The following is a 26,896-nucleotide window of genomic DNA, read 5'->3' on the forward strand; positions in this document are numbered from 1 at the left end:
AAGTTTTTATTATTAAAATTACCCCATTAATAGACAATGCTAGAAATCTCAGAGCTACAAATATTTCTAACGGATCAATCTAACATAATAATTGACCTGAATATTTCTATGTCAAATATGAATAGGTTAGTGATTGAAAAATATGAATATGAAAATCAGATAAAAAGGCATGGTTTCTTTGCGCATCATATATACCAGTTGAAATTCATAATGATAATTCAATTGTCAAAAATATTCAGTGATAAAAAAGGGGAGAAACGTAGTTTTCATAAGTTATGCAATAAGTTAGAAAGCTCAGATTATGGGTCTAGTTTAAAGAAACTTTTCGAAGACAATAAAGATAAATTCACGGCCGAAGTTAAGTCAAGAGAGGATCTCTTGACTGTCATAACTGAAGTTCGTTCGCTATTAAATACTCACAATAGCCTGATCAAAAGAGTAGAGGCATTAAGGGACAAAGTTTACGCTCATATTGACAAAAGTGCCCAAGTACAAAATGTAACTTTTGACGAATTAAAACTATTAGTAGAGCTTGCTAATAGAATACATAATTTAGTACGTTTCAGGCTCTTCTTTTGGCAAACCATGTTTGATCATACAAGAGATTGGGACATAGATTATATTTTATGGTATATGTCAGAATTCAGAAAGAAGGATTTGGAAGAACTTGAAAGAAAAAAGAAGGGGACAACTGAAACAAATTAAATGATATTGGAATTTTATTAAAAAACAATAAACACCATGTCAGGACAATCTTCGGGTGAAAATGTATTAGCCACCCTTTGTCGTTTCTTTATTCCGGGATTAGGGCAGTTGTTGCAGGGGCGATTGCTGATGGCCATAATGGCCTACCGATGTCTGTGAAGCCACAGATACCTTTACGTCAGCCATGTTTATTATCCGGAAAGATGTCTGTGTGGGCACAGACACCGGAATTTGCAGAAGCCATTAGACAAAAAATTAGATGATTATCAGGTTGGTCGTGATTAAAGCTAGTCCCCCCCAATAATTCTCCAGTTGATGATTAGCTCAATGAGGCTAATTTTGGTAAAAAGAAAACAGTAAGCGCCCAGAACGAATTACTTGTTAGAAAGTCTACAGACGATGGCTTGGTGGTTTAGGTACCTTGGCCCCATACCCAACCCGAATTACTCATGACAAAACAGCGCATATTTTTTACTGGAGGCTCCGGAAAAGCCGGAAAGCACGTTATTCCTTACCTACTCGATCAGGGGCATACGGTATTGAATGTAGACCTTACCCCCTTGAATCATCCAGGCGTCTATAATCTGATGGCCGATATTACGGATTCCGGGCAAATGTTTAATGCCATGAGTTCGTATGCCGGTCTGGATGAACTGGAGCCGGGTACGGGCGTACCCCGGTTTGATGCGGTTGTTCATTTTGCCGCCATCCCCAGAATTTTAATTAAACCGGATAATGAAACGTTCCGTGTCAACACCATTGGTACTTATAATGTGATTGAAGCGGCCGTTAAACTAGGGATCCCAAAGATCATCATTGCTTCGTCAGAAACCACGTACGGTATCTGTTTTTCTGATGGCCAGACAGACCCCACGTCTCTGCCGCTGGAAGAGGATTATGATGTTGATCCGATGGATAGCTATGGATTATCAAAGGTGGTCAATGAAAAAACAGCCCGTGCCTTCCAGCGCCGGTCAGGGATTGACATCTATGCGCTTCGTATCGGTAATGTGATTGAACCCCACGAATATGCCGACCTGTTTCCCTACTATTTTCGGCACCCTGAAGTACGACGTCGGAACGCCTTCTGCTATATCGACGCCCGTGATCTAGGGCAAATTGTGCATTTATGCTTACAAAAAGACAAGCTTGGTTTTCAGATTTTCAATGCCGGAAACGATCACAATGGGGCCGTCATGCCGAGCAAAGAACTGGCTGAAACATTCTTTCCCGGTGTGCCTATCACGCGCGAGCTGGGCGAACATGAAGCCTTGTTTTCAAACCGTAAAATCCGGGAAGTGCTGGGATTCAGCGAACAACACAACTGGCGAAACTACGTCAACTGGCCATCGTAACCTATTCTCTGGACCGGCATGATCGTGGACTGTAGGTACACAAACCGTGGCGATAAATTGCCTAAATAGATCAACTTTAGTAATAATATAAAACAGCCATCATTATGGCAGGACAGGCTATTTTTGTGGCATGCAAACCTTTCCTGTCTCCTCCTCTATCCTCTCTCCGGCTCATCTCGCACAGTTCCTACAGAAAGCCTACTCGTTTGGTACAGACACTACCTGCCAATTGCTAAAAGCGGGCGTTAATCATTCGTATCTGGTCGTTGATGGCGTCAACAAAGCCGTTTTCCGAATCTACAGCCTGAACTGGCGAACCCAAACCGACATTCTGGAAGAAATCCGACTACTGAAGCTTGTCAAGGATGCAGGTATTTCGGTCTCTTATCCTATTCCAGATGGTACAGGCAACTACATTCAGGAGTTGAATGCCCCTGAGGGAACTCGTTTTGGTGTGCTATTCTCCTATGCTGAAGGCGAAAAGCTACTGACATTCTCGGAAGAACTGCACTACAAAATCGGTCAGATTATGGCTCGGTTTCACCAGTTGACGCACAATCTGACGCTGGATCGAGTGACGTACACCCCAGAGATTCTGCTGGTAGATTCGATTGACAAGTTCAGGCCATTTCTGCCAGCCGATACCCCCGAAATGCAGTTTATGCTCTCTACGCAGCAATATTTGCTGGACCAGTTTGCAGCTATCGACCAATCCCAAACCCGACAGGGTGTTGTTCATCTGGACATCTGGTTCGATAATCTGAACATTGCACAAGACGGCACTGTCACCCTGTTCGACTTTGATTTCTGTGGCAACGGTCTGCTCTGCTTCGACATTGCCTACTATATCCTGCAAATTCACAGCACTGAAACCGATGTGGCGGAGTTCTATAAAAAGAAAGAAAGTTTCCTGCGTGGGTACGAATCCATCACGCCCATTAGCGACGAAGAAAGGCGGCTTTTGCCCATGCTTGGCGAAAGCATCTACTTTTTTTACATCGGTGTGCAATGCGAGCGTTTTGAAAACTGGTCGAACACGTTCCTGAACGAGATGTACCTGAAGCGATTTATTAACTTGCGAATCAAACGCTGGTTCGACTTTAATCAGTTGAGCCAGTAACGCGGCTGGAAATCCGCGATTCATTACTCATAATCGCGGATTTCCAGCCGCGTTACAGCAAACAGATACGTATAGATATGGGTAAATTTCACGATTTCATTAAGCCTGCTCACAAGAAATTCATTGAAGAGCAGCATATTTTTTTCGTTGCTACGGCCCCACTTAGTCCTGCTGGGCACGTCAACCTGTCGCCCAAAGGGCTTGATTGCTTTCGGGTTCTGTCGGAGAGCAAAGTGGCTTATATGGACCTCGTCAGCAGCGGCAACGAAACATCAGCGCACACGCTCGAAAACGGCCGGATTACGTTCATGTTCTGTTCGTTCGAAGGAGCGCCCAATATTCTCCGTTTGTATGGCAAAGGCACTACCATTCTACCCGATACACCGGAGTGGGCCGAATACGCTCCGCACTTTACCATTTACCCCAGCACGCGCCAGCTCATCGTAGCCGATATTCATCTGGTACAAACCTCCTGTGGCTTTGGGGTGCCCCTGTTCGATTATGCGGGCGAACGCGATATTCATTTCGACTGGGCCGAGAAAAAAGGCAAGGATGGTCTTGCCGATTATATGCAGGAAAAGAATCTGGTTAGTCTCGACGGCCTGCCAACTACGCTCGGACTAGTGCCATGAGCCCCACCTTTTTCGCCACTCAGGCTGAATTTCGGGAATGGCTAGCCGACAACTACGATAAGCAGAAAGAGTTACTGGTTGGCTTTTATAAAGTCGGTTCGGGCAAACCCAGCATGACCTGGCCGGAGTCGGTCGATCAGGCGCTTTGTTTTGGCTGGATCGATGGCATCCGCAAATCATACGACGAAACCAGCTATACCATTCGGTTCACTCCCCGAAAATCGAGCAGTATCTGGAGTGCAGTCAATATTCAGAAAGTTGAGGAGTTAACGCGCCAGGGATTGATGCAACCGGCAGGGCTGGCGGCCTTCGAGAAACGACAGGAACATAAGTCGAAAGTATATGCCTATGAACAAGCCGAAGTCGGTTTCTCGGCCGAGTTTGAGCAGGCATTCAGGGCGCAGGAGAAATCCTGGGCATTTTTCAAAAAACAGGCCAACTGGTACCGTAAAGTGATGATAAACTGGGTTATGTCGGCCAAACAACCCGCCACCCGCCAAAATCGGCTCGACAAGCTAATCGCCTATAGCGCCGAAGGGAAACGAATTTAAACATAACGAGTTTAGGGTCAGGCAACCTTTCCTGATGCTCAATCGTATTGGCCGAAAAAAACCGTATATTCGGTACCCGTTTTCCTAACCTGATTAGCGTATTGTAAACGTTATGCTGAGCGGATTACTCCGAACCTCTATCTGGCTTGTTCTCTGCTTGCCTGGCATGGCTATTGGCCAGAATCTGGTTCGGAATGGCAGTTTTGAAACCTTTCGGGATTGTCCTCATCACGACAACCAACTGGAGGAAGCTGTTCCCTGGTACAACCCCAACAAAGCCACCCCCGATTTCTACCATCACTGCTTCGACTTTGGCCAGTTGATACTTCCCCCGCATTCGGGTAATGGGGTCGCACATTTGTTTTTCGACGTCGATTGGGCCGAATACCTGGGTATTGAACTGACGGAGCCGCTTACAGCCAATCAATGCTACTATTTCGAGATGTACATCGCAACCAACACCCCCGGCAAGGTCATTCCCGAAACCGTTGGCGCGTACGTATCCAGCCAGCCGATCAGCGGAACCACAACAGGCATGCTGAAAGCGCGACCGCAAGTGCTCGACCATATCCCCAGAAATAGCATGGGGAATCTGCAATGGCAGCGGGTTTCAGGAGTGATCAATGCCGACGGGGGCGAACGCTACCTGACCATTGGCAGTTTTGTGACCCTACCCGGTTTTCTAGGCTATTATTACCTGTTTGTCGATGATGTATCACTGGTGCAAATCAAGCTCGATCTGGGTCGGGACAGTACCCTGTGCAGCCGGAAAGATACCTACCAACTCGACGCGACTACGCCGGGCGCTATCGACTATCGCTGGCAGGATGGCAGCACGAAACCAACCTTTCTGGTTACCAAGCCTGGCAAATACGCGGTTACAGCCGTTACGGCCTGCCGAACCTTAAAAGATTCCATCACCATCAATTACGCGCTTGATTTCGACCTGGGTAACGACACAACGCTCTGTAATGCACAAACCCTGAGCCTGAAAGTGCCTTACGATTCGGCTTCGACGTATCGTTGGCAGGACGGTTCCAACCAAACGACGTTTACAGTCAAACAGGAGGGCACATACACCATTCGGGTCGAAAAGGCTCAATGCGTAGCCACAGATACCATTCGCGTGCGATTCATACGCCCTCCTACCCTCGACTTAGGCCCCGATACCGAACTCTGTGGTGCTCAGACCTTCACGATCAAGCCCACTGTAACAGACGGAACATTTAGCTGGTTCGACGGTTTTGAAGCCGCCAACCGTACCGTGTCGGCTTCAGGTGTGTATTGGGGGCGTGTAAAAAACGATTGTGCCACCGTGACTGACTCCATCGAGATTGATTATGGTGCCTGCGACTGTTTATTATATGCTCCTAATAGCTTCTCCCCCAATGGCGATGGCCAAAACGATGTGTTTCTGGCATACGGCTGTGGCGATATTACCATTACCTCATTGGCGATTTATAGCCGCTGGGGCGAAGTTATTTTTAAAACGGATCAGGCTCCTTTTCAATGGGACGGCTACTACCGGGGTGACGTTTGTGAGATCGGGGTTTACGCCTGGCATGTTACTTACCGATTGAAAAGCAGACAAAAAGTTAAATATTTGCAGGAACATGGCTCTCTAAGTCTGATTCGGTGAGCCATTCCTAGATGGTTAAGCAAGATCTACACCAGTACGAAGAATTTGTTCGCCGTAAAAGCCGTCGTCCTTTAGTGGATGCGTACAGTGCCTTTCAGCCGTTCAATGAAGCCACAAAGGCCTTTTATCCATTCATTCACTTAGTAAAGGAGCGAATAAAACCCGGTGATGTCATTCTGAATCTTTGGGACCGATCGGGGTGGTTTACCTCCTTGCTGTCAGGCTTGTTTCCAGCCCAGAAAATCCTGACTATCTGGGAAGGCGACCGCGACGTGTTGGGCTACAAAGGCTATGCATTCTGGTTTTCAGGCCCCGAAGCCCCCACAAACGTAGAGGTTCTCTTCCACGATTTACATACTCCTATTCCATTACCCGACCATAGCGCTGCACTGGTTGTGGGTATGGATGTGTTACATCGACACGAGTTAGCTGGCTTTCTGGGTGAATTAACGCGTATCCTACAGGACGATGGTGCCATGATTTTCCCGCATGTCCATTTAGCCAACGCGGAACCGGTGCCCTATTTCAAACGGGGTGGACATTTACGGACGGGACATACTTATGAAGAACTGATTGCACAAGTCAGCCAGATTGGCAACCGCCGAACGTTCATTTTTTCGGAGCCTGATCTATTCACGTTCAATCGAACAGCTTCAGCCGATACTTGCCTATCCTTGCAAAGTACACCTGACACGACAGCCTATAATGCACTGATCGCTGTATTACCAGAAGCCTGGATTGGTAGCTCCCTTACCCCTTTTCGATTTCACGAAGACCCTGATTGGGCAAACGGTCGGATTTTGGTAAATCCTATGGTTTGCCTGAACTATACCTCGGGTCTTGTGCAATGTCGACCCGACCACCTCTCCGGTATTGTCGGTCATCTGCTGGAACGCCATCCGGTCTATCATGAAGTGATTCAGGCGTCCGATGGTTATGTACTTTCTGAACGGGCCTTACAATTGTTGTATTGGGCATCCCGCCAATTGACCGTTGCGGATATGGCGGCTCGGCTAGATGAGTCTCTCGATCAACTACGCCCAGTTGTTGAGGAGTTAGCGAAACGGGATCTGATCCTGTTGGCCCCCGTTAGCGGGTCAGGCGCACGACTGCAACAGTATCTCAGCTTCCAGACCTATGAACTACCCTATCCTGAACAAACGCTCTCCTGGCTTTGGCAACGAGCGGTCAGCCTACATGGTGATCGGCCTGCTTTAGTTAATCTGGACGACGATAGTGCATTTAGTTATGCCGAAGCCGATCAGATAATCAGCCAGATACGAAATCAACTCCAAAATGACGGGCTTAAATCTGGCGACCGCGTACTACTGGTTGCTCCCTTACATATCGAGGGCGTGCTACTAAGCTGGGCTTGCTGGCAATTGGGTTTGATTATCGTTCCGGTCGGTCAGGAAATTACAGATTTGGCCCTGACCACCATTATCGATTCGGTTCAGCCTTCGCTTGTGATAACTACGGCCGATACACCATTTTTTAATAGTAGCACACAGCCCGTCATTTGGCTGGACACCGATTCTGCCACCGAACTCCCCCCAACAGCCCAATGGTTTGCCGACTGGATTACTCAGGAAAATACTGAATCGGAACCTGTCACATGCACGTCGGAGACGATCGCAGCCATTCTGTTCACGTCAGGATCAACGGGTCAGCCTAAGGGCGTTCCGCTGACCCATGGGCAACTTTACCGGAGTGGTCGACTCATAACCGAGACCTTCCTTTGGGATAAAGCAGATCGGTTTTTGGCCACGGGCAATCTCGATGCCATGAGCGGCCTTCGGCATGCGACCAGTGCTCCCGCCGAAATCGGAGCCGCTGTCGTTATTCCAACGGCTGCACAACAGCAATCGGGAGCCGGTTTAGCGGAAGCCATTGCAGCAGGGCAGGCCACCCTACTGGCTACCAACCCGTCTTTATTGCGGCAATGGTTGCATTATAACAAGCGAGTAGTAACGAATTTACGCTCACTTCGGCTCGTGATGAGCACAGGAAGCCCCCTGTCAATAGATTTACGTCAGGCCTTTCACCAGGCTTTTCATCTGCCTATCCTTAACTACTACGGCTTAACCGAAACGGCTGGTATCTGTCTGGCTGAACGACCAGGCCAGGCCCAACTAAATCAGGATACCATTGGCTGGCCAGTTGGCTGTCTGGTACAAATCGTTGATGAGCAGCATCGGCCCGTCCCTACTGGACAGGTTGGAGAGCTACGCGTTTACAGCGAAAACAACATGGCTGGCAGCTACATCGGTGCTTCTACGGATTCACCGAATACAGATGGCTGGCTCTATACCGGCGATCTGGCCGTTGTTAATCCGACTGGAAGCCTCACCCTTTGCGGCCGACGGAGTGACCGCATCAAAAACGCTCACAGCGAGATCGTATATCTGTCGGAGGTGGAAGCTCAATTAATCAATCATCCAGCGATTAGTGATGCCGCCATATGCTCGTATGTACGATACGATACCGAATCCATGGCCGCTTTTGTAACGATTAAACCGACCTGGCCAGCCGACGACAACCTGATTACCGATGTATCGAACTTTCTGCGAGACCGTGTCGGATCTCGTAAATTGCCAACGATTTTCAAAGTTCTGGACACCTTACCCCGAACGGCTGGTGGGAAAGTTTCCAAACAAACCTTACTTAGCTTACTCCACCTGGAATGACCACACCGTCCTCGTATACCAACGCCACAACCTTGTTCGAACGACTCAATGCTCCGTCCAACGCAAACGCTTTATTTGTTGAAACAGCCAGTCAACGGATCACGTATGCCCAATTGAGCGAACGAATTCGTAAAGCAGCTACTTTGTTCGGGCAATATGGACTGGTTGAGGGTGATCGAATTGTTGTATCGATTGCCGATGAACAGGAAACTATCCTGACCTTTCTATCGCTCCTGGCCAACGGCTTAACTGCCATTTTGCTGGATCCAGATACCAAAACCAGTCGTACGGAATCCATACTCCAGATGGCGCAGCCTAAAGGAGTGATTGCCGATGCCGTTTTTTTTGAACAGTTCCCTGGAGCAAACGCCTATTCCATGGCCCTATCGGTGAAACCGGAACAGCTACAAAAAGGCCAGCTTTTTCGGAAACTATTGGGCAAATCAGCCCCAGTTACCAATACAAACGCCTACCCGGCTCTACTCCAGTCACTACCTGTCGGTACATTACCTACTCGGATTGATCCAGGCACGGTAGCGTATATTCTCTTTACATCGGGCACAACCTCCGACATGAAAGGCGTACAAATTACGCATCGGGGTTTATTTAGTCATTTGCAGACACTCAGCCAGGTGTATGGTCTAACTGGCGAATCACGCTTGTTAAACAATTTACTGCTCTACCATGCCGACGGCATCATACAAGGGCCGGTTCTGGCGGCATACACGGCATCGGTATGCGTTCGTCCATTCGGCTTCGAAATCAACCGGATTGGTGAGTTGCTCGATTCCATTTACAAGTATCGGATTACCCATTTTATAGCCGTCCCGACGATGCTGGCCCTGATTCAACGGTTTGCCGATGGCTATGAGGATAGTTTCCAGACCAGCGACTTCCAGTTTATTATCTCGGTCTCCTCGCATCTGGAAGAATCTCTTTGGCGGGCTTTCTCCGAGCGGTATGGTGTTCGAATCGTTAATGTGTATGGCCTGACCGAGACCGTAGCCGGAGGGCTATTCAGCGGCCCATCCGACGACAGTTATCAGATTGGCACCGTAGGCAAACCCGTCGATATGGACGCCCGTATTGTTAACGAAGCTGGCCAGGAAGTGCCCGATGGCGAAGCCGGTGAGCTACTTCTTCGCGGTAGCAATATCATGAAAGGTTACCTGCACAACGAAGCCGCCACAGTAGCCGTACTGCAACAGGGCTGGCTGCACACGGGTGATATAGCCATCCGTACAACCGACGGCTTCTATCGAATTACGGGTCGCCTGAAAAATATCATTGTGTCGGGAGGGGTCAATATCCATCCTGAGGAAGTGACTGAAATAATCAATACCCATCCCGACGTTGTGGAAAGCGTGAGTTTTGGTATTGCCGATGACGTTTTTGGGGAACGCCTGATTAGCTGCGTAGTCCTTAAACCAGATAGTGCACTCAACGAATTGGGCTTAACTGCCTTTTGTCGGGAACACCTGGAAGAACGAAAGATCCCTAGCGCTATTTTTCTATTCGATGATCTGCCGAAAGGTCTGTCGGGAAAAGTTCAGCTCAACGTAATGCGCGATCGAATTCGCCAACTCGATAATCAGGCAGCTTCTACAACCCTTGATTATACAAAACTGGTACTGGAAGCGGCATCACAGGCGTTTAAAGTGCCCGTATCAGCGCTCAAACCAACCGATACCTCCCGAACCATTGCGGGTTGGGATTCAATGGCCCACCTCGATTTTGTAATCCGGCTCGAAAAAGCACTGGGTTTAGAGTTCGACACAGCCGAAATTATGGTGATGAACAGTCTACAAAATGCCGAATCCATTGCCCGTCAAAAAAACAGTTCCCGCTAATCGTCAAATGCCTAGGGTAACGCCACCTTTGTGGGTTTGGGGCCTTACTGGCGTTGGTGCCCTGATCGGCTTTGGTTTGTTGTATATAATGGCCAATCGGTCAGAAAAACAATTGAGCCAGCAATTGGCAACGGACGCCGAAACGGTACTACGCCGGGAGTGGGCTATGCGTTCGGACTCCGTCACTCGTGTAGTTGTTCTGGGCACGTCACTGGTAGAGTATGGTGTGGCAGATACAGGATTTTTCGAGAATCGTTGTGGCAAACGAATACGGGTTATAAAACTGTACCGAGAATCAGTAACTATCAATGCCTTCACTGAAGAGGCCCCGATCTTTAAAATCCTGGAACGCTACCCACCTGACATTCTATGCCTTGAGGAAAACCTGTTGGTATTCCGTCTACCTTATTCCCTTAATCCCATGCTTGAGGCCGTTAATCGACACCTGGTGCTACAGATAAAAGCTGTTAAAACTCAGCTTGGCTGGCGAGCAGCTGATCCTAAGCGAGGATTATTTCAAGGCTTCCCACGGGAGCAGCATGCGCTTAATCAGATGGATACGATAAACCTAGCGACTACCCTTGCTGAAATCAAAAAAAGAGAAGTACGCACACAAACCGAACTACCTGCTCTATATAACTCTCTCCAGCGGCTTCACCAACTTGGCACCCACCTTGTTTTATTGCATTTTCCACGACCAGCTATTTTAGAAGCAGCTATTTATAGTAAAAGTCGGGCACCACAACTACGCGACCTGATGAACTATTACCATCAACGCTACCAACTGGATTACTGGCAATTTAATCGCCCCATGCCGTTTCGCTATTTTGCCGACCAAGCCCATCTAAATCACATTGGCAATCCCATTTATTCGGCCTGGCTAGCCGATAAAATCTGCCAGACAGCCGCACTTCCTCCACGATGACTGAACTTACCTGGATTATGGCGTTTTGTGCAGTAGGGCTAGTCCCAATGGGCTGGCTGCTTCCCAATCGCTGGCAGCTTCCGGCCGTATCAGCACTTACGGCCGGGTTCATGCTGGTATTTTCCCCACTATCAGCGCTTAGTTTGCTCGTTACTGCCAGTTTGAGCTACGGATTGTTTCGAATCAACACCATGACGCCTTCCTGGCGCGTTATCCTATCAATTAGCCAGTCGGTGATCGTCTGGATACTATTCAAATCAGAATGGCTCGTGCACCAGGGGTGGCAAACTTCCGTTGGTGTTCCACTGGGCTTATCCTACTATACGTTCCGGCAGATTCATTACGCCATTGAACGTTACAAACAGACCTTACCCGTTCATACGTTTGTCGACTATTTAACCTATCTGTTCTTCCTACCTACACTCTTGATTGGCCCCATTAATCGGTTTCCCGACTTTTATCGGGATAGCCGTCGCCGACGTTGGGATTCAGCCTTGTTCTCGGCTGGACTGGAACGGGTTCTGTACGGTTATGCCAAGATTGTGATCATCGGAAATTTGCTGTTAACCGATAAGCTGGCCCAGTTCATCCATCATCTACAAGCCCATCATCCATCGGTGGCTACGTATCTCTCCGTAATTCGGTTCGCCACAAATGCCTATGTCCAGTTTGCGGGTTTTTCGGATGTAGCCATCGGCCTCTCGTTGTTGATTGGGATTCGGGTGCCCGAAAACTTTCAGTCGCCATTTCTGGCTTCTAATCTGAATGAGTTCTGGAAACGATACCATATGTCATTGTCTAGCTGGTGTCGAGACTATGTATTTACCCCCTTACTCAGCCTGACCCGACAGCCCGTACTGGCTACATTGGGGGCTATGCTCGTGCTGGGCCTGTGGCACGAATGGTCTAGTCGGTATCTGGTATGGGGGGCTTTGCAGGGGCTGGGTATTCTGATATGGCATCGTTTTAAACAGCCCTCCAGCGAAATTATTCTACCGGCATGGCGCTCGAACATCGTTCATTGGCTGGGTGTTCTGCTAACATTCCATTATTTCTGCCTGACCTGTATCGTTATTCAGAAAACTTCCTGGCAGGCTGTCGGTCAAACCCTGACCCAACTTTTTCTCCTCTGAGGTTATGTATCAGTTTTTACAAAAATATATGGGTCTAAAGGCAGCCGGAATTCTAACGGCCTTATGGTATCTGCTGCTGCTGTTTCTGATCTTCTACTATTATTTTCTGCCCTCAGGCCAGTTCCGCTATGCCAACTGGTAAGCATCAAAGAATACTATTCACAACGGTAGTTTATGGTTTTGGATAGCTTTTGAAGGCGAATACCCAACTTAGTAGAAAACCTATAAGGCACTCATGCTTAGTTGTAAGCTACGTCAGCCCTTCTTTTTCATCTGCTTCTTTAGCTTACTGATCGGGTTTAATTCCTCCGTAGTTGGCCAGCATGAAAAACCTCGCTTTCGGGTCGTAGCCATTGCCGAAAAAGACGGGGGTGTTCATGCTCCGTTTGTAGCCGAAGCCAAAAAGTGGCTCGCTCAGCTAGCTAAAGAAGGTAACTTTACGATTGATTACATTGAAAATACAGACCCCATAAACGAAGCTTTTTTGGCTAAATACCAGCTTTTTCTTCAGTTGAATTATCCACCCTATATGTGGACCGATACGGCTAAAGAGGCTTTTCAGAAATACATTACCGAAGGCAAAGGAGGAGGTTGGGTTGGCCTTCATCACGCGTCTCTCCTAGGTGAATTCGACGGATACGCCATGTGGCCCTGGTTTTCCGAATTTATGGGCGGCATTCGCTACAAGAATTACATTCCGGATTTTGCCAGAGCCACCGTCCATGTCGAAGCGAATAATCACCCCTGCATGAAGGGGTTACCCGCCACGTTTGAGATCGAGAAAGAAGAGTGGTATACCTACAACAAAAACCCAAGACCTAACGTAAAGGTGCTAGCCACTGTGGATGAATCTACCTATACACCCGACTCGAATATCAAAATGGGGGGTGATCATCCGGTGATCTGGTCGAATGAACGCATGAAGGCCAGGAATGTCTATATTTTTATGGGGCACCACCCCAACCTGTTCAAAAACGATGCTTTCGTAACAGTTCTTCGTAACGCTATCTTTTGGGGAGCCGGTCATGACCGGCCCTAGCGTGAAGTTATGCCTTAAAACTCAATATCTTCTTCGGTTAACAAGGCCGCCAGATTGAGTGTGACGTCACGTCATCCAGAACGGGTACGGTGGCATCCCAGTTTTGCGTCAGCCAGGGCGATGTACGAGTAGCTACGAAAATCTTTTGGGGATAGGTTGTAATCCAGATCACTGTTTCGACGCCAAAGTCCAGCAGCCGTTCAGTTTTCGCGTACACATAGCCGGACTCTTTTCCTTCAAACTCTTCCGGTTCGATACGAACGTCTATTTCAATAGCTACCTTTGGCGGTACGCTAAAGTATTTATCAGTCAATACCAGCCCCATCGCTTTGTCGAAAATAGCAATGTCATTGGAGAGGTTGTTGCCTTTGTCGAGGTGAATACCCGATTCGTTGGTCGCTAGCAAATACCGCTTACGGTCAATATGCATGAATAAGAATCCATGTATCAGTGAAACCAACATGGCCTGTAACGAGCTGCTTCCCATAATTTCGGCGGGTTTTTTCTTACCAGACAACACATCCCGGTAACCGCGTCGATAGAGCGGACGTCCATTGAGCGTTTCGTAGATCAGGTAAGCGGGCACACCTGACTTTCTTCGCTTTTGGGGAGTGGTATTAACGGCAATAGTCATAACTTCTATTGGTTAGTCTGGATAACAATACTACGCAATTTGTGCATTAAATCGCATACGTATCAAACGGTTTCCTGCTATAGTGAGCCACTGATGGGGTCGTACTAAGACCTATTTCAATAAACGAGAAGCTTATAATCTATACGGGTTCGCGTTTTTACTCAGGCATTCTCAGAACAATTTCACAATGCGCGAAAGCCCCGCCGAAATGAGTAGAATAAAGGCCACTAAACCCAACCCATAATACAAACCAAACGATTCGGCCACGAAGCCAATAACGGGAGGCCCAGCCAGAAAACCGATGAAACTAAAGGTGGCAAAGGTAGCCAAACCAGCCGCTGGCGGAATACCCGGTACCCGCATCGAAGCGCTGTAAAGTATTGGAGCGCCTAATGAACAGCCAACGCCCAGCAAGGCAAAACCAACTAAGGCCGTTGCCGGATAGGGAAAAGCAATAGCAATTACTAACCCAAGTGCTCCCAAAAAACCACCTACCTGAAGCCAGCGTTTGGCGCCAATGCGGGGAATAATGCCATCGCCCAGAAATCGAAAGCTGGTCATAGTCAGCGAAAAGGCGCCGAACCCCAGCGCAGCTATCTGGCTACTGGCTCCCAGCGTTTCGTGCAGGTATACCGCACTCCAGTCCAGAGCAACTCCTTCGCCCATGGCTACTGCCAGACCGATAAAAATCATCAGCAGCAAATCCAGATTAGGCATCACAAAAGAAGCTCCGGTTTTCTCACCCGATTCGTTCCGGCTACTCGACGGAATGGTGTGTAGTATCGGTTGAAACAAAAACGTAGCGACAAGAATAATTCCCGCCATAATAGCCATGTGCATCGAAGGCGACACATGAAGGGCAATTACTGTACCAGCAATACCAGATCCCAGCAAACCGCCCAGGCTCCACATACCATGACACGACGACATGATTGAAATACCCTGTGAACGCTCCACATTCGTAGCCGATGTATTCATGGCCACATTCAGCAAGGCACTGGTTAAGCCTAGGAAAAATAAGCCCAGCGCCATAATCCCCATGTTGGGTGCGTTGATGGGAATACAGACAGCAAGCGTCAACCCGATTGCCGACCAGAAGCAAGCCTTGGCTTCACCAAGTCGGGATATAATGAGCCCCGTTAGTGGATTCATGATGATGAGCCCAATAGGCATGGCAAAGAGCGTCAGGCCCAATTCTGCATCGGAAAGGTGCAGCCTTTCTTTAACGTGTGGAATATGCGCTACCCAGCTACCAAACAGTAGGCTGTCGGATGCAAACACCAAACCCACAATCAGAGCCTGCCGATTCAGGAAGAACGTTTGCAGGTTTTGAACGAAAAGATTACGTTGAAGTCGATTGATTGTAACTGTTGTATTCATAACACAAAAATAGCCGGTGCGCACCGGCTATTTTAACGATCTATTGCCTTTTACTAATGCTCCATTACCATTTTATTGACTTTATTTAGTCAATCATTGTCAACGACGTATTATTTTTAAGATGCCCCGCCATCGCTTTACGCAATTTTTCGACCTTTGGCAGCGAAACAGAACGGATATACGGTTGATCGGGATGCAGGGCAAAATAGTTCTGGTGATAGGTTTCGGCAGGATAGAATACCGTAAACGGCACCACTTCCGTTACCACCGGATTTGCGTAATGTTTCGATTCGTTGGTCCGTTTGATGGCAGCCAGAATTTCGGCTTTTTCTTCGGGGGTCCGGTAGAAAGCAATCGACCGATAATCCCGGCCTACATCAGGGCCTTGTCGGTTGAGCGTCGTAGGATCATGACCGGCAAAAAAGGCATCTAGCAATTGAGCATAGCTAATGACTTTAGGATCATAATACACCTGAACCGTTTCAGCATGGCCCGTCTCATCAGAACAGACCTGTTCGTAGGTTGGATTTTTGACGGAGCCACCGGCATAACCCGAGATGACTTCCCGAACGCCTTTGAGCTGGTTCATACCTTCTTCCATAGCCCAGAAGCAGCCACCGGCAAAATTCGCGACGGCTTCACCGGGTTTGGGGGCAGGGAGTTTAGCAGGAGTACGATCTTTCGACTGACCTAATGCGCAGCCTGCCAGCAACAGACTCAACGCATAGACAACTATTGATTTCATAGGGTTTTCTGATAGCAGTATGTTGGCATATAAACGTTTAAAATCGATTTGCGGTTTCTTCATTAACCATTTATAACACAGAGATACATGGAGAATACGAGTGCGTCTCTGTGTTAGAATTCCCATGAAACTTCAGTTTGAAAAAATCGAGCCCGAAGTGGGTAGCTCGTTCCGGGTTATTCACAGCACAGAGCCGGAAACCTGCCGGGTCTACTGGCATCACCATCCAGAGTACGAGATTGTCTATATTCCGTTTGGTAATGGCCAGCGCCGAATCGGAACGAATGTATCCTGTTATGAGTCGGGCGAACTGGTGTTTATAGGTCCCGATTTACCGCATCTCAATTTCAGCTATGGCAAAGAAGGGCTGTATGAAGAAATTGTGGTGCAGTTGCGCGAGGACTTTATGGGTGAGCCGTTCTTAGAGAAACCCGAACTCGCTACAGTTAAACGACTGTTCGAACGCGCCCATCTGGGCCTTACGTTCGGCACCCGAACCAAGCAGCAGATTGGTCCCTGGCTGAAAGAGCTTCCTGGTCTCCCCCCCTTTGAGCGGTTTTTACTGCTCCTGCGAATTCTGCAGCACCTGGCCGACACAACAGATGTAGAGTTCTTACATGCTAATGGTGTTCGTTTCGATTTGAATCCAAAAGAACAGCAACGCATCAACCGAATCTGTCAATATGTAGAACATCACTACCCCCAGCCGATAGATATTCGCACAGTGGCCGACCTCGCCAACCTGACCATTCCCGCATTTAGCCGTTACTTCAAGCGAATGACCAACCTGACATTCACCGATTTTGTAAACGAATACCGGGTAAACCAGGCCCGGCAATTGCTACACTCTGCCCGTACCATTGCCGATGTTGGCTTTGCCGTAGGCTTCAACAACCTCTCCCACTTCAATAAAACCTTCCGCGCTGTAACTGGCCAAACACCAACTGCCTATCGGAAAGCATTTGCAGAATAAACAAAACTCCCCGACTGGTCTTAGCCGGGGAGTTTGTACTCTGCTAACTCATTTTAAAACCTATGCAAATTCGGTTTGCCTATCTGATAGTTAGCACCCTGAAAGGCAACAATGTATCTTTAAACGCCTGGATAACCTGGGTTTTGTGGACGCAGATTCGGGTTGTTCAGCATTTCCTGCTTAGGCAGTGGAAGCAGCAGATGCTTTTCCTGTAAGGGCTGATTCGAGCTTAGGTTAACGTGTCCAACGAAGCTATCGAAGCCATTGGTCTTTTCGTTGTACACTTTCCGCAACCGTACCATATCAAACCAGGTGATTTGCTCATAGGCCAGCTCATGCCAGCGCTCCCGCCAAACGGCTTCGCGGAAGGTGGCCTGTGTGTACTCACCCAGAGCGGGCGTGGTCAGTTGAGCCCGATCCCGAATCCGTTTGAAGGCATCGTAAGCAGCTTGTGTAGGTCCACCTACTTCGTTTTGCGCTTCGGCATACAGCAACAGCGTTTCAGCGTAACGAATTTGGGGTACGTTCAGGTTGTTTTGCCGAGTACCAGCAACGCCCGAAGTGCCATTGGCCGTCCGGTTAAAGTGCTTAAACACGTATGGCGCGCCCAGGCTGAACTGAGCCCCGTTACCGTTGGTATAGTAAGTCGTATAGAAATAACCATCCTGATCTTTAGCCCGCAGATCGCCTTTTTCGTACGAGTTGTAGAAGGAAGCCGTTGGTACTGAGCTACCCGTTCCACCAGGACCGTTATAGGTTACTGGCTTAAAGTTCGGATAGAAGTTATCCATTGGGTTACCGGCCACCACCGTATTGTACTGAATCATGAACAGGTGCTCAAGTTGATTCTTCTTCGATTCACTGTGCACGTCGTTGTAGGTCGTAAACAGGTTGATCGTGCTGGGGTTAGCGTTGGCGTAGGTAATCACCTCAAAGGCCTTGTCAGCCGCCAGTTTGTAGTAGGCTGCTCCTTTGTTAAGTGGGAAACCAGCCATGGTCAGGTATACCTTCGACAACTGCGTTTTGATAGCAGCCTGATTGACCCGGCCATTCGTTACATCCATCCATGGTAAACCAGCAGACTCAGCAGCAATCAGATCTTCAACGATCAGCTTATACACATCCTCTACCTTTGACCGCGTTGGCAGGAAATCGGCCGAAGCGGCTGTTTGCGGCTTGGTAATCAGCGGAATATCACCCCAAAGCTGAACGGTCGTAAAATAGGCCGAAGCCCGCAGGAACCGAGCCTCACCAAGAATTCTGGCTTTCTGGGCGGCATCCATAGGTGTGATACCAGGCACCTTATCCAGAACCTGATTCGCCTGGGCAATCACCTTATAGAGACCGTTCCAATAGTTAACGACGTGCCCCGTGTTGCCATCATGTACCAGTCCGTAGAGGTTGTTCAGGTCTGAGTTTTGGGCCGTTTCGGTAGTCGATGTACCGGTAAGAGCTTCCAGCAACTGCCAGTTGCTGGAGAAAATCCCAGCACCACCACCCATAAACCGGAGGTTATCGTACACAGACGCGATGGCCGCTTCGGCATGGTCAGGAATCGTGTAAAAACTAGTGGGTGTGAGGTTCGAAGGGGCCTGTTCTTTCAGGAAATCCGTACAACCGACGGGCCCCATCAACACAATACCGCCTACCAGAACTTTACTTATATTTTTTACGAGTGTATGTCTCATAACTTACTGAGGTATCAATGAATTTGAAAAGATTTTGATCAGTTGCTTTATGTTCTTCCTGAGGCTGACTCTAGCTGACATAAAGCAACTGACGACAAACGACCGTCCCGATTACAAACCAATCTGTAGGCCTAACATATACGTGGTTGGCTTTGGATAGTTATGCCAGATCTGACCTTGCGAGAATGCACTGCTGCCAGTCCCCTGGTTTGTTGGCGTTACTTCTGGATCGCCAACAATTGGATCTTCCAGCAACAGGAAGAAGTTTTGTGCCGACGCATACAGACGGAGCCGGTTTACCTTGATCTTGTTGGTAATAGCCGATGGGAAGTTATAGCCGACCAGCAGGTTTTTACCACGCAGGAATGAACCGTTCTTAATCCAGTGGCTATCTACGTTGGTTACATAACCTGCCCGTGTATCCCGGATTTCAGCAATCATGGTATTCTGGTTCTGTGGCGTCCAGGCATTCAGTACTGACTTGTAGCTGTTAGCTAGTGCCTGCCGGTCTTCGCTGGGGTGCAGGTTCATCAGCATCACATCGTTACCATACATGTACTGCAGTTCAAGCGTAGCGTCGAAATTACCTAGACGGAAATTGTTAGTCAGAGCGCCCCATCCTTTTGGACTACCGTTACCAATGATGCTACGGTCAGCATCGGTAATGGCTTTATCACCGTTCACATCCAGATACTTGATGTCACCAGGCAGCATGGTCAGACCATTCCGGTAACTGGTAAATTGAGCAGCCTGGTCACGTTCCGCTTCACTCCACACACCCACACGGGTCAAGCCCCAGAACGCACCAACTGGCTCACCAATACGAATGATGTTGGTCTGGTTGGTAAAGTTAGGTCCACCTACTCCGAAAATATCTGATGGCGTAGCCAGCGACAGTACTTTGTTGCGGTTCAGCGAAATGTTGAACGTGGTATTCCAGGTAAAACTACCCTTATTGACGTTTACGGTATTTACACTGAATTCAAAGCCTTTGTTCTCCATTGAGCCTACATTACGACGGATGGTTGCATAGCCACTCGTCTGTGGCACAGGCGCATCGAGCAGCATGTCAGTCGTCAGACGGTAGTAGTAATCCATTTCTACATTTACCCGTCCTTTAAACAAGCCAATTTCTACCCCTACATCAGTCTGCGCTGTTTTCTCCCATTTCAGATCCGGGTTAGCCAATCGGTTGATACCCGTTCCACCTACTTTTGTATTGCCATAAACAGCCGCATAGTTCGAGTTTAATGTCGAAAGCGATTGATAAGGCGGAATCTCCGAGTTACCTGTCAAACCATAGCTGGTACGCACTTTCAGGTTGGATATCACCGAGTTACCTTTCAGGAAGTCTTCTTCCGATACACGCCATGCTAAAGCTGCCGAGGGGAAGAAAGCGAATTTGTTATTCTCCCCGAACTTAGATGAACCATCGGCCCGGCCCGTAGCTGTGAACAGGTATTTGTTTCTAAAGCCGTAGTTGATACGACCGAAGTACGAGTTAAAGGCAAACCGCGATGCTCCTGATGAAACAGAGGGGTTGGTAGCACCAGCACCTAAGTTGTTGAAGCCAAAGTAGTCGGTAGCAAATCCGCTCACGCTGGCACCAATCCCAAACGTGTTGGTTTCCTGCCACGAAATACCCAATAAGCCCGTAAAGGAGTGATCCTGGCCAAACTGCTTGTTATACGTCAGGTAGTTTTCCAACGACCAGAATGAGGTACGGTTGTTAGCTGCCGAAGCATTACCGTTACCACCAATGTTCAGCGTGCGAGTCTGCGACTGGTTGATTTCTTGTGTTTGGATGTTAGTACCCAATACCGTACGCATTTCCAGACCTTTAGCGAAGGTGATATTCGTAAACAGGCTACCTAACACCGTCTGTGTATTCTGAATATACTTTCTGTCGAGCAGGCGGTGTACCGAGCTCATCGTTCCTTCTGCGTAGGGGTAATCGCGGTTTTCAGCCAGAACGCCTGTGTCAGGATAGCGTACAGGTAGGAAGGGGAAGTCTTCCACGATCTGACGGGCTACAGCGTCGTTAACATCGACCAGATTTTCTGACTGGTTATTGTAATTCAACGTACCACCGATTTTAAGCCAGCTCTTCACCTGATCGTCGATTGAGAAACGACCAGAATAACGCTTCATGTACGACGTTTTAAGCAGGCCCTGATCATCACGATAGTTAAGCGAGAGCGAGTATTGGGTCCGTTCGTTACCACCGCTGAAACCTAACTGGTGGTTTTGCGAAAGCACACTCTGCGCCGACTCCTTGAACCAGTCGGTATCGTACAATGGATTTAGGTTGGCATCAAATACACCGGGGTGCGCTGCGCTGAAGTCTTTACGACGCTGAACCGGGTTCAGATACGTCCATTTCCCAGCAGCCCAACCAACGGGATCGTATTTCGCCATATTGGCATAGGCCAGATCTTCTACGGCTAAATACTCTTTAGCGTTCAGAACCTGAGGCTTATTTGGCCCAATGGTGTTTACGCTAAACTGAGAATCATACGTAACCCGGCTTTCTCCAGCTTTCCCTTTCTTGGTGCTGATCAGGATAACGCCATTTGCACCCCGAGCTCCATAAATAGCCGTTGACGACGCATCTTTCAATACCTCAACATTAACAATATCGTTCGGGTTGATATAGTCAATTGGGTTGCTAAACTGATCGCCAGTACCCTGTGGAAGCATGACACCATCAACTACATACAGTGGGTTGTTGGACGAGTTGATCGAGCTGAATCCACGAATTCGAACGGTTGTCCGTCCACCTGGGCGACCTGAGTTGGTGTTTACCTGTACGCCTGGCAAACGACCCGACAGCTGCTGGTTGAGCGAAGGCGCAGGGCGTTCGGCCAACTCGGCTTCTTTAACGCCCGATACAGCCCCGGTCAAATCCGATTTACGGGTGGTACCGTAACCGATGACTACAATCTCATCCAGTGTTTTGTTATCGGCTTTCAGACTAACGTTGACCGCTGCCTGACTACCGACATTTACTTCCTGAGAAACATAGCCGACAAATGAGAATACAAGTGTGGCGTTTCCATCTGGCACTTCAATCCGATAACGCCCATCGGCGTCTGTTACAGTACCCCGCTGCGTACCTTTCAACAGGACTGTTACGCCTGGCAGCGCTTCACTTTTTTCATCGGTAACCCGCCCATTAATGGTACGGTCCGCCACATTGGCTAACCGATCACCGGGCAGGTTTAGATTTGGATTTTCCTTAGCATGACTTATGCTTAGGCAACAGGTAACCAGTAAAAGTTGAGTGACAGATAATCGGACAAGCCTGCCAAACAACCGTTGGGGAGGTAGGTGGTTCACCATAGGTAGTTGAGTTAAACGTGAAAAGCTTAGGTTTAAACGATAAGAATTAACACATTCCTAAGAATCTCATGGTAAAACTACCTTGACTTACAGAACTACTCGCTCAGATTATAAAAAAATTAAAAAACCCTTTAAATTCAATTAAAATAGCAACTTAAGTAACAAAGCACAAGCATTTTTTGCAGCCAAAACACACCAGATGCAGTAACTAAATTAGTTTACTCATTAAACAATGCAATTTTTGCAATTTTCAGACAAAGGCTTTTTGCTAGTAGATACAAGCCAGCTTTGAGTATGGTTAAATCAATATTACCATTCAATCATATAATTCTACCACTAGTAATAATAAGTTAAAATACTCATCAAAGATTTAGTCACTCTACCTGACAAGCACTAAAATTAGCTGGATATTTATGGCTCTCAGAACGCTTTAAAGAATATAGCGAACTATAGAATGGGCTATCAGTAAGAATGTTCAGTACTATTAAAACTTCCCCCTATTGAGCAACAAATTTTGTCATGAAAAAAACGTACTACCTACATGCTCTGCTTCTCTGTTTATCTACTGTAGTGGCTCAGGCTCAGCATTGGTACAAAGGCAATTTACACACGCATTCATTATGGAGCGATGGCGATGATTACCCTGAAATGATAATGGACTGGTACAAAGCTAATGGGTATCAGTTCGTTGGCTTATCTGACCATAATGTGATTCAGGACGTCGAGAAGTGGGTCAATGTGCCGCATCAGCAGGACCGACGCCGGACGTTCGACCGTTATCTGCGGACTTTTGGGCCGGATTGGGTCGTGTATAAGAAAGGAGGGAATGATTCACTCCGGGTGCGGCTGAAAAAGCTGGACGAATACCGAAGTTACTTTGAGGAGCCCGGTAAGTTCATGATTATCAAAAGCGAAGAAGTTTCGACCGGGTATCAGGGTAAACCCATCCACATGAATATTACCAACGTGAAAAACCTCGTTCGCCCTCTTCCCGGCAATAGTGTGGCTGAAGTGATGCAGAATAACATTGATATGGTGGTCGCCCAACGTCGGCAGACGGGCCAGCCCATGTTTCCACACATTAACCACCCGAACTTTTACTACGCCATTAAGGCCGAGGATTTGATGCAGCTACGGTACGAGCGCTTTTTTGAGGTGTTCAACGGGCACCATCTGGTAAATAACTATGGCGATAGTACGCACGAAGGTACCGAATCGATGTGGGATAAAATCAACCTCCATTTTGTGCAGCAGGGCCGTCCGCTGATGTATGGGCTTGGCACCGACGATAGCCATAATTACTATTTCTTTGGGCCATCGTTCAGCAATTCAGGTCGGGGTTGGGTAATGGTCAATGCGCCAGAATTAACCCCCAAAGCAATTGTTGAAGCGATGGAAGCTGGTCGGTTCTACGCTAGTTCGGGCGTTACGTTGAAACAACTACCTCAGGTGGGGAATTCGCTGGTTGTGCGCGTCAGTCCGGAGAAAGACGTAACCTATCGCATTCAGTTTTTCGGCATCCGAAAAGGAAGCCAGCAAGCTGAACTGCTTAAGGAATTGGCCGATTCAGCAGCAACCTACACGCTGACGGATGACCTTATACTACTCCGGGCCAAGATCATTTCCAGTAAACCAAAGTACAATCCCTTCATGCCCGGCGATGTCGAAACGGCCTGGACGCAACCCATTGCCAACAAGCAGATACCACAACAGTCAATTGCAAGTATTACGCCGTTGCTCAACGCCCACGCACACAACGATTATGAGCAATCGCGGCCACTGTGGGATGCACTGGAAAATGGGTTTACCAGCGTCGAAGCCGATGTTCATTTGATCGATGATACCCTATATGTGTCGCATGATCGGCCATCTTTTAAAAACGCTGCGGCAACCCTCGAAAATCTGTATCTGAAACCATTAGCAGAACGAATCCGTCAGCATAACGGGCAGGTGTTTCCAGGCTACAAAGGGCCATTTCACCTAATGATCGACGCGAAAACCGGAGCCGATAGTACGTATCAGGCACTCGCTAAACTCCTTCAACGCTATCGCTCGTTAATCGCTTCAGGTGGCAAAAATCAGACAGGGCCAGTGACCATCGTCTTGTCGGGAAATCGGCCTATATCGGCGGTGACGAAGGCAAACAATCACCTGGTAACGCTCGACGGTCGGCCATCCGATTTGGGAAAAGGCTTTTCAAAAACGGTTATGCCGATCATTAGTGATTCGTATCCCAATCAGCTTGGCTGGCGCGGACAAGGCGACATGCCATCGGCTGATTTTCAGAAGCTTCGCCAACTGGTTGACCGAGTGCATCAGGAAGGAAAGAAGATTCGTCTTTGGGCCAGCCCCGAAGATCCGGCAGTCTGGGCTAAGTTGCGCGAAGCGGGAGTTGATTTCCTAAGCACCGATCAGCAGGAACTGGTTCGGGATTTTCTGACAAAAAGAAACGACAATTAAGTATTTACCATTATTAGGTGACAAACTGAGAGGTATCAACTATCTTGCCCATCATTAGATAGGTATTTTAGGCTCTATGGCTAAAAAACAGGCCAACCAGTACGACCGTATTTTTAAGGAAAATATTGAAGCTGTTATTCCCGGTTTAATTGATAAGTTATTAGGGATTAAATCAGTCGTATCCGAAGAACTACCCGATGATATTCAGCATACTAAAGAACGAAAGCCGGATGTCCTAAAGAAAATAACGGATCTTGCTCAGAACACCTTTATTCTTCATCTGGAAATCCAATTGGCCGATGAACCCGATATGGTGTATCGAATGGCTGATTATGATCTGATGCTCCATCGGAAATACCGTTTACCGGTAGAGCAGTACGTTTTTTACATTGGTAGTAAAAAGCCTCAGATGCCGACACGGTATTCGACCAAACGACATCAGTTTGAATTCCCTTTGATTGTTCTGGCTGAAGTGGACTATCATCTCTTTTTGGATTCAGACAACCCAGAAGAAATCGTTTTTGCTATTCTGGGTGATTTCAAGAACGAAAAGCCCTTACAGGCCGTTGAAAATATACTAAATCGGGTTTACGCAACAACGAAAGGGGATTTTGCATTACGAAGGCACCTCGTACAATTGCGTATTTTGGCCCAACTTCGTAAATTGGAAGCAACAACCGAAACGGTCATGGAACGTATAAGCCAGTTTTTCAACGAGGAAAAAGATTTTCTATTTGCTAAAGGTCTCGATAAAGGTATGACGCAGAAAGAGCATGAGAAAAACCTTGCCTTTACAAAATCGCTTATTGTTGAGACTGCTTTTGACAATCAGAAAATTGCAGACCTTGTTGGAGTTCCCATATCGTTTGTCAAACAGGTACGTGAGTCCTTAACTGCTTAATCCTCTTGTTGATCCATCGCTTTTATTCTGTATACTTCCTGTTGGCTAGCCTATTGTTCAATTTTGCGGCCACCGCTCAAATGCGTTCGTCTACTAAAATCAACGACGAATTAATCAACTTCTTTGCCCAAATTCCTGATTTTAGTGGCGTTGTGCTGGTCGCCGACAAAGGTAAACCCGTGTATGAAAAAGCATTTGGCTATCGGGATTTTGAGACAAAATCGCCCATGACGACGGGGGCAATTTTTGAGCTGGCATCCGTCTCCAAGCAGTTTACGGCTATGACCATCCTGATGCTGAAGCAGGAAGGGAAACTAGCCTACGACGATCTGATCGAGAAATACATTCCGGGGTTACCCTACCCAGGCATTACCATTCGGCATCTGCTCAATCATACGTCGGGCCTGCCCGATTATCAGGATGTGATGGATAAGCATTGGGACAAGAGTAAAGTGGCCGGTAATGCTGATAACATTGCGTATCTGATCAAATACCACCCAGCTAAGTCGTTTGAGCCGGGGGCGAAGTACGAATACAGCAACACGGGCTATATGCTCCTGGCGAGTATTGCCGAAAAAGCATCGGGGCAGGATTTTATCCAGTTCTGTCGGACACGCATCTTCAAACCCGTGGGCATGACCCATACCGATATTCGTACCCGCGAGCAGAAAATTATACTACCCAATATAGCCTGGGGGCATATGTATGTGCCCGAAAAAAAACGGTATGTTAGGGCTGATTCGTTTCCCGAATTCAATTATGCCATCTGGCTTGGGAATCGCAAAGGGCCGGGACGTATCAGTTCAACGGCCGAGGATTTACTCAAATGGGATCGCGCGTTGTATACCAACAAACTGGTGAGTCAGCAAACGCTGGCGGAAGCATTTAAGCCCGCCAAGCTGACTACCGGTACGTGGTCACCTTATGGATTTGGCTGGGAGTTAGTACAGAACGATAAACTTGGAAAGGTTGTACAGCATAGTGGTGATAATCCCGGCTACAAAACCGAGATAATCCGTTTTATAGACGCCGATAAAACAATCATTGTTCTCTGCAACAACGCCCATGAAAAAATGCCGGAGGTACTCAAAACTCTTGAGCAGGCAGTTGCTGACCACGCAAAGTGAGCCAGGCAGA

At 47.9% G+C, this 26,896-nt stretch carries 22 protein-coding genes; 17 read left to right on the forward strand and 5 right to left on the reverse strand.

What is annotated here, in order from left to right:
• Nucleotides 1-36: 36 nt before the first annotated feature.
• From BGO59_RS01885 to BGO59_RS01945, 13 genes are all read left to right on the forward strand, one after another.
• On the forward strand, nucleotides 37-705 hold the full coding sequence (locus BGO59_RS01885; RefSeq protein WP_293679633.1) for a hypothetical protein: 669 nt from the start codon (nucleotides 37-39) through the stop codon (nucleotides 703-705).
• 36 nt (nucleotides 706-741) lie between these two features.
• The gene (locus tag BGO59_RS01890; RefSeq protein ID WP_293679636.1) at nucleotides 742-864 is read left to right on the forward strand and encodes a hypothetical protein; all 123 of its coding nucleotides are present in this window, start codon (nucleotides 742-744) and stop codon (nucleotides 862-864) included.
• Nucleotides 865-1,154: 290 nt separating this feature from the next.
• A complete protein-coding gene (locus BGO59_RS01895) occupies nucleotides 1,155-2,060 on the forward strand; it encodes an NAD(P)-dependent oxidoreductase (RefSeq protein ID WP_293679639.1) in 906 nt (301 codons plus the stop codon).
• A 130-nt stretch (nucleotides 2,061-2,190) separates the two neighbouring features.
• Entirely contained in the window at nucleotides 2,191-3,180 is a 990-nt protein-coding gene (locus BGO59_RS01900; RefSeq protein ID WP_293679641.1) for a phosphotransferase, read from the forward strand.
• Between the two features lie 77 nt (nucleotides 3,181-3,257).
• Nucleotides 3,258-3,812: a pyridoxamine 5'-phosphate oxidase family protein gene (locus BGO59_RS01905; RefSeq protein ID WP_293679643.1), complete on the forward strand. Its 555-nt coding sequence runs from the start codon at nucleotides 3,258-3,260 to the stop codon at nucleotides 3,810-3,812.
• Nucleotides 3,809-4,363: a YdeI family protein gene (locus tag BGO59_RS01910; protein ID WP_293679645.1), complete on the forward strand. Its 555-nt coding sequence runs from the start codon at nucleotides 3,809-3,811 to the stop codon at nucleotides 4,361-4,363. Before BGO59_RS01905 ends, BGO59_RS01910 begins: the two co-directional genes overlap by 4 nt.
• 112 nt (nucleotides 4,364-4,475) lie before the next feature.
• The gene (locus BGO59_RS01915) at nucleotides 4,476-6,002 is read left to right on the forward strand and encodes a gliding motility-associated C-terminal domain-containing protein (protein WP_293679648.1); all 1,527 of its coding nucleotides are present in this window, start codon (nucleotides 4,476-4,478) and stop codon (nucleotides 6,000-6,002) included.
• An 11-nt stretch (nucleotides 6,003-6,013) separates the two neighbouring features.
• Complete coding sequence (locus BGO59_RS01920) at nucleotides 6,014-8,689, forward strand: class I adenylate-forming enzyme family protein (protein ID WP_293679651.1); 2,676 nt, start codon at nucleotides 6,014-6,016, stop codon at nucleotides 8,687-8,689.
• Complete coding sequence (locus tag BGO59_RS01925) at nucleotides 8,686-10,539, forward strand: AMP-binding protein (protein WP_293679652.1); 1,854 nt, start codon at nucleotides 8,686-8,688, stop codon at nucleotides 10,537-10,539. The genes BGO59_RS01920 and BGO59_RS01925 overlap by 4 nt, the downstream gene beginning before the upstream one ends.
• A gap of 7 nt (nucleotides 10,540-10,546) precedes the next feature.
• Nucleotides 10,547-11,464, forward strand: a complete 918-nt coding sequence (locus BGO59_RS01930) for a hypothetical protein (protein ID WP_293679655.1) — start codon at nucleotides 10,547-10,549, stop codon at nucleotides 11,462-11,464.
• Complete coding sequence (locus BGO59_RS01935) at nucleotides 11,461-12,597, forward strand: MBOAT family O-acyltransferase (RefSeq protein WP_293679657.1); 1,137 nt, start codon at nucleotides 11,461-11,463, stop codon at nucleotides 12,595-12,597. The genes BGO59_RS01930 and BGO59_RS01935 overlap by 4 nt, the downstream gene beginning before the upstream one ends.
• A gap of 4 nt (nucleotides 12,598-12,601) precedes the next feature.
• Nucleotides 12,602-12,739 carry a hypothetical protein gene (locus tag BGO59_RS01940; RefSeq protein WP_155297190.1) on the forward strand — a complete coding sequence of 46 codons (138 nt, stop codon included), beginning with the start codon at nucleotides 12,602-12,604 and terminating at the stop codon, nucleotides 12,737-12,739.
• 93 nt (nucleotides 12,740-12,832) lie between these two features.
• A complete protein-coding gene (locus tag BGO59_RS01945; protein ID WP_293679663.1) occupies nucleotides 12,833-13,636 on the forward strand; it encodes a ThuA domain-containing protein in 804 nt (267 codons plus the stop codon).
• A 37-nt stretch (nucleotides 13,637-13,673) separates the two neighbouring features.
• On the opposite strand, the gene BGO59_RS01950 is transcribed toward BGO59_RS01945, so the two are convergent.
• The 3 genes from BGO59_RS01950 to msrA all read right to left on the reverse strand — a co-directional run bounded on the left by BGO59_RS01950 (nucleotide 13,674) and on the right by msrA (nucleotide 16,395).
• Nucleotides 13,674-14,270 (reverse strand): Uma2 family endonuclease, encoded by a 597-nt coding sequence (locus BGO59_RS01950; RefSeq protein WP_365981571.1) that lies wholly within the window; start codon nucleotides 14,268-14,270, stop codon nucleotides 13,674-13,676.
• 171 nt (nucleotides 14,271-14,441) lie between these two features.
• Nucleotides 14,442-15,650, reverse strand: coding sequence for an MFS transporter (locus tag BGO59_RS01955; protein ID WP_293679665.1), 1,209 nt, complete (start codon nucleotides 15,648-15,650; stop codon nucleotides 14,442-14,444).
• A gap of 85 nt (nucleotides 15,651-15,735) precedes the next feature.
• Complete coding sequence (gene msrA, locus BGO59_RS01960; protein WP_293679668.1) at nucleotides 15,736-16,395, reverse strand: peptide-methionine (S)-S-oxide reductase MsrA; 660 nt, start codon at nucleotides 16,393-16,395, stop codon at nucleotides 15,736-15,738.
• A 124-nt stretch (nucleotides 16,396-16,519) separates the two neighbouring features.
• Between msrA and BGO59_RS01965 the strand changes: the two genes are divergently transcribed.
• On the forward strand, nucleotides 16,520-17,368 hold the full coding sequence (locus BGO59_RS01965; protein WP_293679671.1) for an AraC family transcriptional regulator: 849 nt from the start codon (nucleotides 16,520-16,522) through the stop codon (nucleotides 17,366-17,368).
• Nucleotides 17,369-17,487: 119 nt separating this feature from the next.
• Here BGO59_RS01965 and BGO59_RS01970 read toward each other — a convergent pair whose 3' ends face one another.
• Both BGO59_RS01970 and BGO59_RS01975 read right to left on the reverse strand, forming a co-directional pair.
• The gene (locus tag BGO59_RS01970) at nucleotides 17,488-19,056 is read right to left on the reverse strand and encodes a RagB/SusD family nutrient uptake outer membrane protein (RefSeq protein WP_293679674.1); all 1,569 of its coding nucleotides are present in this window, start codon (nucleotides 19,054-19,056) and stop codon (nucleotides 17,488-17,490) included.
• 111 nt (nucleotides 19,057-19,167) lie between these two features.
• Nucleotides 19,168-22,398, reverse strand: a complete 3,231-nt coding sequence (locus BGO59_RS01975; protein WP_293679677.1) for a TonB-dependent receptor — start codon at nucleotides 22,396-22,398, stop codon at nucleotides 19,168-19,170.
• Between the two features lie 519 nt (nucleotides 22,399-22,917).
• On the opposite strand from BGO59_RS01975, the gene BGO59_RS01980 reads away from it, so the two are divergent.
• From BGO59_RS01980 to BGO59_RS01990, 3 genes are all read left to right on the forward strand, one after another.
• The gene (locus BGO59_RS01980; RefSeq protein ID WP_293679680.1) at nucleotides 22,918-24,858 is read left to right on the forward strand and encodes a histidinol-phosphatase; all 1,941 of its coding nucleotides are present in this window, start codon (nucleotides 22,918-22,920) and stop codon (nucleotides 24,856-24,858) included.
• 76 nt (nucleotides 24,859-24,934) lie between these two features.
• Nucleotides 24,935-25,759 (forward strand): hypothetical protein, encoded by an 825-nt coding sequence (locus BGO59_RS01985; RefSeq protein WP_293679683.1) that lies wholly within the window; start codon nucleotides 24,935-24,937, stop codon nucleotides 25,757-25,759.
• 80 nt (nucleotides 25,760-25,839) lie between these two features.
• Nucleotides 25,840-26,886 carry a serine hydrolase gene (locus BGO59_RS01990; RefSeq protein ID WP_293679685.1) on the forward strand — a complete coding sequence of 349 codons (1,047 nt, stop codon included), beginning with the start codon at nucleotides 25,840-25,842 and terminating at the stop codon, nucleotides 26,884-26,886.
• The last annotated feature ends 10 nt before the right edge of the window (nucleotides 26,887-26,896 follow it).

The sequence above is a fragment of the Spirosoma sp. 48-14 genome, from assembly GCF_001898575.1.
Classification (GTDB): domain Bacteria; phylum Bacteroidota; class Bacteroidia; order Cytophagales; family Spirosomataceae; genus Spirosoma.